Origin of the sequence: Salinibius halmophilus (assembly GCF_003577475.1) — a bacterium.
Lineage (GTDB): Bacteria > Pseudomonadota > Gammaproteobacteria > Pseudomonadales > Natronospirillaceae > Salinibius > Salinibius halmophilus.
The window spans coordinates 1-7,624 of record NZ_QPEP01000020.1; the positions used below are offsets into that span (position 1 = coordinate 1).

10 protein-coding genes are annotated in these 7,624 nt (G+C 46.9%); 8 read left to right on the forward strand and 2 right to left on the reverse strand.

The window, feature by feature from the left end:
- The 4 genes from DUW71_RS17365 to DUW71_RS17380 all read left to right on the forward strand — a co-directional run.
- A partial coding sequence (locus DUW71_RS17365) for a transposase (protein ID WP_158584247.1) occupies positions 1 to 530 on the forward strand: 530 nt, incomplete at its 5' end.
- A gap of 534 nt (positions 531 to 1,064) precedes the next feature.
- Positions 1,065 to 2,549: a SulP family inorganic anion transporter gene (locus DUW71_RS17370; RefSeq protein ID WP_119396546.1), complete on the forward strand. Its 1,485-nt coding sequence runs from the start codon at positions 1,065 to 1,067 to the stop codon at positions 2,547 to 2,549.
- Positions 2,549 to 3,400 (forward strand): universal stress protein, encoded by an 852-nt coding sequence (locus DUW71_RS17375; protein WP_119396547.1) that lies wholly within the window; start codon positions 2,549 to 2,551, stop codon positions 3,398 to 3,400. Before DUW71_RS17370 ends, DUW71_RS17375 begins: the two co-directional genes overlap by 1 nt.
- Positions 3,401 to 3,503: 103 nt before the next feature.
- Positions 3,504 to 4,427 carry a universal stress protein gene (locus tag DUW71_RS17380; protein ID WP_119396548.1) on the forward strand — a complete coding sequence of 308 codons (924 nt, stop codon included), beginning with the start codon at positions 3,504 to 3,506 and terminating at the stop codon, positions 4,425 to 4,427.
- Here the strand turns inward: DUW71_RS17380 and nrtS are convergent.
- Both nrtS and DUW71_RS17390 read right to left on the reverse strand, forming a co-directional pair.
- Positions 4,424 to 4,612, reverse strand: coding sequence for a nitrate/nitrite transporter NrtS (gene nrtS / locus DUW71_RS17385; protein ID WP_119396549.1), 189 nt, complete (start codon positions 4,610 to 4,612; stop codon positions 4,424 to 4,426). The two genes, DUW71_RS17380 and nrtS, sit on opposite strands and share 4 nt — an antisense overlap.
- Positions 4,613 to 4,625: 13 nt before the next feature.
- Positions 4,626 to 4,868 carry a DUF2164 domain-containing protein gene (locus DUW71_RS17390; RefSeq protein WP_119396550.1) on the reverse strand — a complete coding sequence of 81 codons (243 nt, stop codon included), beginning with the start codon at positions 4,866 to 4,868 and terminating at the stop codon, positions 4,626 to 4,628.
- Between the two features lie 106 nt (positions 4,869 to 4,974).
- Between DUW71_RS17390 and DUW71_RS17395 the strand changes: the two genes are divergently transcribed.
- The 4 genes from DUW71_RS17395 (at position 4,975) to DUW71_RS17410 (ending at position 7,522) form a co-directional block, all read left to right on the forward strand.
- On the forward strand, positions 4,975 to 5,547 hold the full coding sequence (locus DUW71_RS17395; RefSeq protein ID WP_158584249.1) for a DUF3575 domain-containing protein: 573 nt from the start codon (positions 4,975 to 4,977) through the stop codon (positions 5,545 to 5,547).
- 10 nt (positions 5,548 to 5,557) lie between these two features.
- The gene (locus tag DUW71_RS17400) at positions 5,558 to 6,151 is read left to right on the forward strand and encodes a hypothetical protein (RefSeq protein WP_119396552.1); all 594 of its coding nucleotides are present in this window, start codon (positions 5,558 to 5,560) and stop codon (positions 6,149 to 6,151) included.
- Between the two features lie 282 nt (positions 6,152 to 6,433).
- Positions 6,434 to 7,192 carry an abortive infection family protein gene (locus DUW71_RS17925; RefSeq protein ID WP_119396553.1) on the forward strand — a complete coding sequence of 253 codons (759 nt, stop codon included), beginning with the start codon at positions 6,434 to 6,436 and terminating at the stop codon, positions 7,190 to 7,192.
- Between the two features lie 105 nt (positions 7,193 to 7,297).
- On the forward strand, positions 7,298 to 7,522 hold the full coding sequence (locus DUW71_RS17410; protein ID WP_233546186.1) for an AAA family ATPase: 225 nt from the start codon (positions 7,298 to 7,300) through the stop codon (positions 7,520 to 7,522).
- Positions 7,523 to 7,624 lie beyond the last annotated feature (102 nt).

Genomic DNA, 7,624 nt, shown 5'->3' on the forward strand with positions numbered 1-7,624 from the left:
AGAACCGACTAGAAAAGGCTGAATATACAGAGACATCAGATATCGTGATTCGCTCCTTGCAGAGCATGATTATCGAGCTTGAACAGGCCATCCAGGACTTAACGCGAGACATTGATGACCATATTGATGGCCACCCGCATCTAAAGAGAGATCGCCAACTACTTGGGTCGATTCCAGGCGTTGGCGACGTGGTAGCGCGCATCATGCTGTGTATTTTACATGCCAAAGGCTTCAGAAGTGCAAAGCAACTAGCTGCCTACTTGGGGCTCATACCAAGGATGAGGGAGTCGGGTAACTTTGTGGGTAAAACTATGATTACCAGAGCAGGCCCTGCGCGGTTTAGAGCCAAGTTGTATAGGGCGGCAGTGAGTGCACTTAAGTACAACCCCGACGTTAGCGCGCTTACAAAGCGGCTAGAAGCTAGGTCATTAAAAGGAAAGCAAAGCGTCTGTGCGGCAATGCGTAAGCTTGTACAGATTTGCTACGGCGTGGTGAAGAGCAAGACACCATACCAAGCAGCCGCAGCTTAATACGGCTGCAAGGCAACAAGGTGGTCGCGAATAACATGGGCGAAGTAGGCAAGCACTGAGCCCAGGGACGTGGCATGCCTCAAAAGCAGACCGTTATCTGCCATGGATGGGTGAAGACCGGTCGCGTAGCGATGAAATGCATGGCATTTCAAGGTCTGAACGACAGGCCAAGGATGGCCTGGCTGGAAGCCCCCGCAGGGAAGCATTGGGCATGTATACTATTAAGATGTGACGCGGCCTAGGCGCAACCCATGTGCTATTTAGCCCATGTTTTCGCGCCCCGCCCTGATGATCGAGCAGCACCGATCAACCGTGTCTGCAAACCTCCGCTACGCGGAGGATTTACAGACCTACAAAATGTGTTGCAATGCTTCGGAGAGATGGTATCTACAGAGCGACGGATACCATCACGCCGCCTGGCAACGCCCCAATCGCTCAAAAAACAACCAACAACCTTGCAATTGGGTAATAATTCCACTAGCCTTCGCGGCGATTTTCCCCCTCTCTCAAGATTAAACAAAGGCGAACAGAATTATGTTGCTATCGTCCACCAAGCAAGACTGGCTTGGTAACGTAAAAGGCGATGTACTGGCAGGTATTGTCGTTGCATTGGCCCTCATCCCAGAAGCGATTGCTTTCTCTATTTTGGCAGGCGTGGACCCTAAAGTGGGTTTGTATGCCTCATTTACCATTGCCGTGATTATCGCCTTTGTTGGTGGTCGCCCAGGTATGATTTCTGCCGCAACTGGGGCGATGGCCATTTTGGTGATCGACTTGGTTAAAAACCATGGCCTTGAGTACCTATTAGTCGCCACGGTGCTGACCGGTATTTTGCAGATGATTGCTGGTTATTTACAGCTAGGCAACCTGATGCGCTTTGTGTCGAAGTCGGTGATGACCGGCTTTGTTAACGCCTTGGCCATTATTATCTTTATGGCACAGTTACCTGAGCTGATCGACGTAACCTGGCACGTGTATGCCATGGTTGCGTTTGGCTTGGGCATTATTTATCTACTGCCGCTGGTCACCACAGCCGTGCCATCGCCACTGGTCACCATTGTTGTTTGTACGCTAATTGCCTACTTCTTTGGCCTAGATATCCGCACCGTGGGTGATATGGGTGAGCTGCCGGATACCCTGCCGGTATTCTTATTCCCAGATGTGCCATGGAACTTAGAAACACTTGGCATTGTTTTGCCATATGCTGTTTCACTGACCATTGTTGGTTTGATGGAGTCGTTGATGACGGCGCAGATTGTTGATGACCTAACCGATACTAAGTCGGATAAAAACCGTGAGTGTAAAGGCCAGGGTATTGCCAACATTATCACTGGTTTCTTTGGTGGTATGGCTGGTTGCGCCATGATTGGTCAGTCGGTCATTAACGTGAAATCTGGTGGCCGTGGTCGCTTGTCTACATTGATTGCCGGTTTGCTACTGATTGTTCTAGTTGTATTCCTTAACGACTACGTAGCCATTATTCCAATGGCAGCATTGGTTGCAGTGATGATCATGGTATCTGTGGGTACCTTCAGCTGGACGTCAATTACTGATATGAAGCAACACCCTATCTCTACCAGCGCGGTTATGCTTACCACTGTGTTTGTGACACTTTATTTCCACAACCTTGCGTACGGTGTGTTGGCGGGTGTGCTGCTGGCGGCATTATTCTTTGCTAGCAAAATTGCTCACTTCATGTACGTTAAGTCAGAGGCAAATGAAGATGAGACCGAGCGCACCTATACTGTAGTAGGGCAGGTGTTTTTTACGTCGGCCGAGAAGTTCATTAACTCGTTCGACTATAAAGAAGCGCTCGATACTGTCACGATAGACTTAAAGCGTGCACACTTTTGGGACATCACTGGGGTTTCCGCTTTAGATAAGGTGGTAATCAAGTTCCGCCGCGAGGGCACTGAAGTGAAAGTTATAGGCCTGAATGAAGCGAGCGAAACCATTGTTGACCGATTTGGCGTGTACGATAAACCAGAAGAACTCGACAAGGTGCTAGGAGGCCATTAATGGCTGAACAACAACAAGAATTCGTACTAGCGTGTATCGACCAGTCGACCATTGCCGAGGCAGTGGTTGATTACGCCAGCTGGATAAGCCAAAGAACCGGCGCACCTTTGCGCCTGCAGCACAATGTTGAACACCCCATCACACCAGATTCAGCAAACTTCTCTGGTGCGTTGGGCTTGGGTGAGCAAACTCAGCTACTGCAAGACTTAGCCGATGTAGAAGCCAAGCGTAACAAGCTGCAAGTAGAGCAAGGCAAAACGCTTTTGGCCGCTGCCAAAGAGCGTGCAGAAAATGCTGGCGCTAATGCGGTGATCAGCAAGCAGCGCCACGGCGACTTAACCGAGGCGGTGATTGCGCTAGAAGACCGCATCCGCGTTATGGTGATGGGCATTCGTGGTGAGCAGCATGAAGCAAACGGCAAGCTTGGGGCACATTTAGAAGCCGTGGGCCGGGCACTTCACAAGCCTATTTTGGTGGTCAATCAGCCATTCACCCAGCCGAAAAAGTTCTTGTTGTATGTTGATGACTCCGACGCCTGCCAGCGCGCACTTGAGTTTGTTACCAAGAGCCCACTATACACTGGCCTGCAATGTGTTTTGGCCTATGAAGAAGACTGTAAATGCCACGAAGACGCTCGCATTGCCATCGACCGCGCTGGCATAGATGTTCAGGAACACAAGGTAAGCAGCGACGACACAGTTGCTAGCATCACCTCACTCATGGCATCTGAGCAATTGGATATTATGGTTATGGGCGCGTTCCGCCACACCAAAATCCACGATATCTTCTTCGGCAGCTTTACCGCCAAAGTGCTTAAAGCCACCAACAAGCCAGTATTGTTGCTGCGGTAACTCAGCAACCCTTGCGTTCCTAAGAGAGGTTGTCTAACTGGCAACCTCTTTTTTTTGCCCAATCTTCTAAACTGGTATCAAGCCAATTATTGAGGCAAGGACTATGCAAGCTTTTTCAAATATTCTCTATATTGCCCAGCACAGCGAGCAACAAGGTAGTGCACTAAAACAGGCCGTTAACATGGCCAAGCTCACTGGCGCTAGCTTACATGTGGTAGACATATTGCCACCAATGAAGAACAACGCTGAAGAGCGACAACTGCAGCAAACTTATAGTGAAAAGCGCGCTAGCGAGCTTGCTGACATGGTAAGCAAGTATCAAAACCAGCTCACCGTCACCTCGGCTGTGCTCTCTGGCAGAACCTTTCATACGGCAATACAACTGGTGCTAAAAAACCAGCATGACCTGCTAATTAAGTCGCCGGAAAACCTGAGTTATTTGCACAAGTTGTTTAGCAGCGACGACATGCACATTCTACGTAAATGCCCTTGCCCAGTATGGATAGCGCAACCACAAAAGCAGCCACGCTATCGCGATATTTTGGCGGCAGTCGATTTTGATTTTGATGATGATGGCCAACCTTTAGCAAACCGATTGAATGAAAAAATTCTTAGCTTGGCGGATCAGCTAGCCGAACAATCTGGCGCAACCCTGCATGTTTTACACGTATGGGATGCACCGGCTGAGATCATGATTCGCTCGTGGGCAGACCACGCTGAAGATGCTGGAGACACTTACGTAGAAAAAATTCGCAGCCAACACCAAAAAGCCTTCAAGCAACTGCAACAAGGCCTAGCGGGGCATAACAACATTCAATTTCACTTGTTAAAGGGCATACCGTCAAAAGTCATTCCAGAAGCTTGCCAACATCTAGACATTGATCTATTGGTGATGGGCACCATTGCGCGAACTGGCATTCCGGGATTCTTTATTGGCAACACCGCAGAGACGGTACTAGAGCAGCTCACATGCTCTGTTGTGGCGGTGAAACCCGATGAGTTTATCTCACCCGTTACACTAGATTAGGGTTTCGGTTGATTACTCCACCAGCCATAACAATACACACAGAAGGGCACACAGTAGGTTAATAGCAGTGGGATCACTCGCAGCGATGCATCACCAAAGAGTGCATCCCATTGGTTGATAAGGGTAAGCAACGTACCTACTACCAATGCGGTGTTAAACGCTTTTTTTAGCACGGAAGCAGGCATTTTGGGCGGTCCTCTAAAGCGTTTGTTCAAGCTCAAAAAATAGGTCAGTTAGCTCGCTATATTTGCTGGCTACTGCCAACTGGGCATCGCTAACCCCTTTATTGTAGTAGAAGGCGCCTAACTCTTTACCTATAAAGTCCAAAAGAAACTCGGCTTCAAAACCGCCAATGTCTTGGTCGAGCTCATCTTCAAAGTAGCGCTTAAGCTTGGCAACCAACTGCTCTTTTTGCTCTCTCGAAAGATCTACATCTATCACATTTACCTCTTTCTAACTTCGTTTTAAGTTTATTTAAATCAGCATGCACTCAGATTACAGCGTGTAACATTGAGAAACTCTAAGTGTTAAGGACATGCAATTGAAAATGATAAGGAAGCTCATCGCAACCGCTGTGATTAGTATTTCATCGATCAGTTATGGTGCACCACCCGTTGCGTTATCCACTAACCCAGCAAAGTTTTTACTGAACGACTTTGACCTACAAGTCACAACCAAAGTATCAAAGCAGCTATCAGTTGGGTCATACATCGCCATTGAACAGCCTGTTACCTTGTCGATATTCAACCGTTTCGCAGACAGCTCAACTAGCAAATTTGGCGCGTTCGCTCGTTTCCATTTCAACGAAGCTATGCGTACTGGAAGCTTTATCGGCTTTAAAGCGACGCGCGATCAGGTAACTTTCGAGAGCATGCGTGCTTCAAACGGGGCAAACGTTGCCAACAGCTGCCACTTATCCGCTGTAGGTTATGCGCTAGACAGCACACTTGGATATGGCGTTTATAGCGCCAACTCTTTTCACAGTGAATTCGCCATTGGCTACCGATACGCCAGCTTATCCGATGAGCGGTTTTGGTGCCCAGACACAGAAGATGACACTAACCTTGGCATCCCAAGTACGGGGTTCATCGCCGATCTTCGCATTGGCCTAACTTTCTAAGGATAGATTCATGAAGCAACTCATCTTAGCCGCAATGGTTACCTTGCTAGCTGGCACAGCACAAGCAGAACGCATCAATATTACCACTAACCTGGCTACGCCCATGAACATAGCCGTTAGTGCACGCATAACGCCGCGCATTGCATTGGGTGGCGAATATACTAGCCAACGCTCATCCAGTTCTAGCAGCTGGGATGGCGGTGAAACAACCGTCGAGGTAAAGGGCCATCGCCGAAACATTTCCGCCTTTGCCATTCTAAGCCCAAACCAAGCCCTGCAAACAGGCCCGTTCGTAAAGCTTGGCACCAGCACGATCAATCATCAGTTCGAGACGCAAGAAGGCACACTGAGTGCATTCACTGGTAATTATTTTATCTGCTCTCATGCCACCAGCGCAGTTAGCTCAACGCTTATGCTGGGTTTCCAATGGTTTAGCAAAAGTGGCTTCAATGCGTCGTTGTCCAGCGGCTACCGCCACAACTGGCAACAAGAAGCTACCAGCGATTGCAGCAACCAAGATGCCTACACCGAATCCTACTATGAAGAAAAAAACAAAGTAGAGGGTGCCGCTCAGCTAGCCGCCACGATTGGTTTTGCGTTTTAAACGGTGGTGGGTTTGGTTAGAGGATGCGTACTAAACTTTTGCATTAGAGCCAAACAAACAGCACTTTTGGTTATGTTTTGAACTGGTGCTAACGACAGTTTTATAGTAGCTTTTTTACAAAACGTAACCAGAATGCACAGTTTTACGGCAATTTTGGTTGAAGGTAGTAGAACACCTAGCACAATCAGAGTGTTACTGACTGAGTGACCTTTTTTGCAGAAACCTGTGTTTGGCAAGAGTGTGCATGCACTATATATCAGCAGTTAAGTTTTAGAGGAAAGAATGAGCTCTGACTTAGATTTTTTGATTTCACCATTCGAGAGAGCGGAATATTTGCAAAGCATGTTGCTTTCTCATAGCACTGGTGGTGTCGCTAGTAATGATGATTATCAGGTTGTGAGGCAAGAGCTGATATCAAATCCTAACTATAGTGAATTAGTACCTAGGTGGCTAAAAACAACAAGAAATCTCGATCAGTTTTGGCAATTCATAAAAAACAAATTTTCTACATACGCTGAACGAAGGCAGTTTTTGTATGATGAATTAAACCCTCTATTAGAGTTCTTAGAAACTAAGCAAACTCTACCCGCCGCAAAAAGTATCGATGAAATTTTAAGTAAATTTGATTCAGATGGTATTCACTTTGCGTGGCAGAAAGCACTAGAAAGAAAAACACAAGACCCCGCAGGCGCAATTACAATATCTAGGTCAATCTTAGAATCAGTTTGTAAGAATATTTTGCATGGTCTAAATGTTGATTTTAACGAAACAAATATAGAACTTTCAGAGCTTTACAAATTAACTGCAAACGAACTCAATCTTTCACCAGACCAGCATACAGAGAAGGTATTTAAACAAATTCTTGGTGGTTGCTCCGGCATAGTTAATGGTTTGGGCACGTTGCGAAACAAGCATGGAGATGCACATGGGGCAGGCCCATCATCATATAAAGCAAAACCAAGGCACGCAGAGCTTGCTGTAAATTTAGCGGGTACAATGGCAATTTTTCTAATACAAACTTATGAAGCAACTAAAACTTAACAAGACCAGCCATGTCGCTGCGCTGGACTCGCAACAAGTTGCTCGCCCATGCTGGCGGCGTTATACGCCCATCGAGTATTGAGTGATTTTTAGATCTGGGATTTTATGTCAATAAAAAATATACAAAAATTAAAACGGTTCGGTATCTTTCATAATCACACGAACACCAATGCCACGGATTTTGGAAAATACAACCTGTTTTACGGTTGGAACGGCAGCGGAAAGTCCACGCTATCAGGTATATTTAGGTGCATCGAAAATAAATCTAATTCAGAAAAATTTCCTTCTTCCGAGTTTATAGTAGGTATCGACCCCTATAGGTCAACATAGTTTTCACATAAACCTGTGCAGAGAGAACTATGAACCGATACGCACCAGAACGTAAAGAAGCCATCCTCAAAAAATTGGCACCACCGAACAATATGTCCGTCG

What these genes read in the sequence shown, in the direction of transcription:
- DUW71_RS17370 (WP_119396546.1), top strand. Translation starts at nt 1,065, where the DNA reads ATGTTGCTATCGTCCACCAAGCAAGACTGGCTTGGTAACGTAAAAGGC.
- DUW71_RS17375 (WP_119396547.1), top strand. Translation starts at nt 2,549, where the DNA reads ATGGCTGAACAACAACAAGAATTCGTACTAGCGTGTATCGACCAGTCG.
- DUW71_RS17380 (WP_119396548.1), top strand. Translation starts at nt 3,504, where the DNA reads ATGCAAGCTTTTTCAAATATTCTCTATATTGCCCAGCACAGCGAGCAA.
- nrtS (WP_119396549.1), bottom strand. Translation starts at nt 4,612, where the DNA reads ATGCCTGCTTCCGTGCTAAAAAAAGCGTTTAACACCGCATTGGTAGTA.
- DUW71_RS17395 (WP_158584249.1), top strand. Translation starts at nt 4,975, where the DNA reads ATGATAAGGAAGCTCATCGCAACCGCTGTGATTAGTATTTCATCGATC.
- DUW71_RS17400 (WP_119396552.1), top strand. Translation starts at nt 5,558, where the DNA reads ATGAAGCAACTCATCTTAGCCGCAATGGTTACCTTGCTAGCTGGCACA.
- DUW71_RS17925 (WP_119396553.1), top strand. Translation starts at nt 6,434, where the DNA reads ATGAGCTCTGACTTAGATTTTTTGATTTCACCATTCGAGAGAGCGGAA.
- DUW71_RS17410 (WP_233546186.1), top strand. Translation starts at nt 7,298, where the DNA reads ATGTCAATAAAAAATATACAAAAATTAAAACGGTTCGGTATCTTTCAT.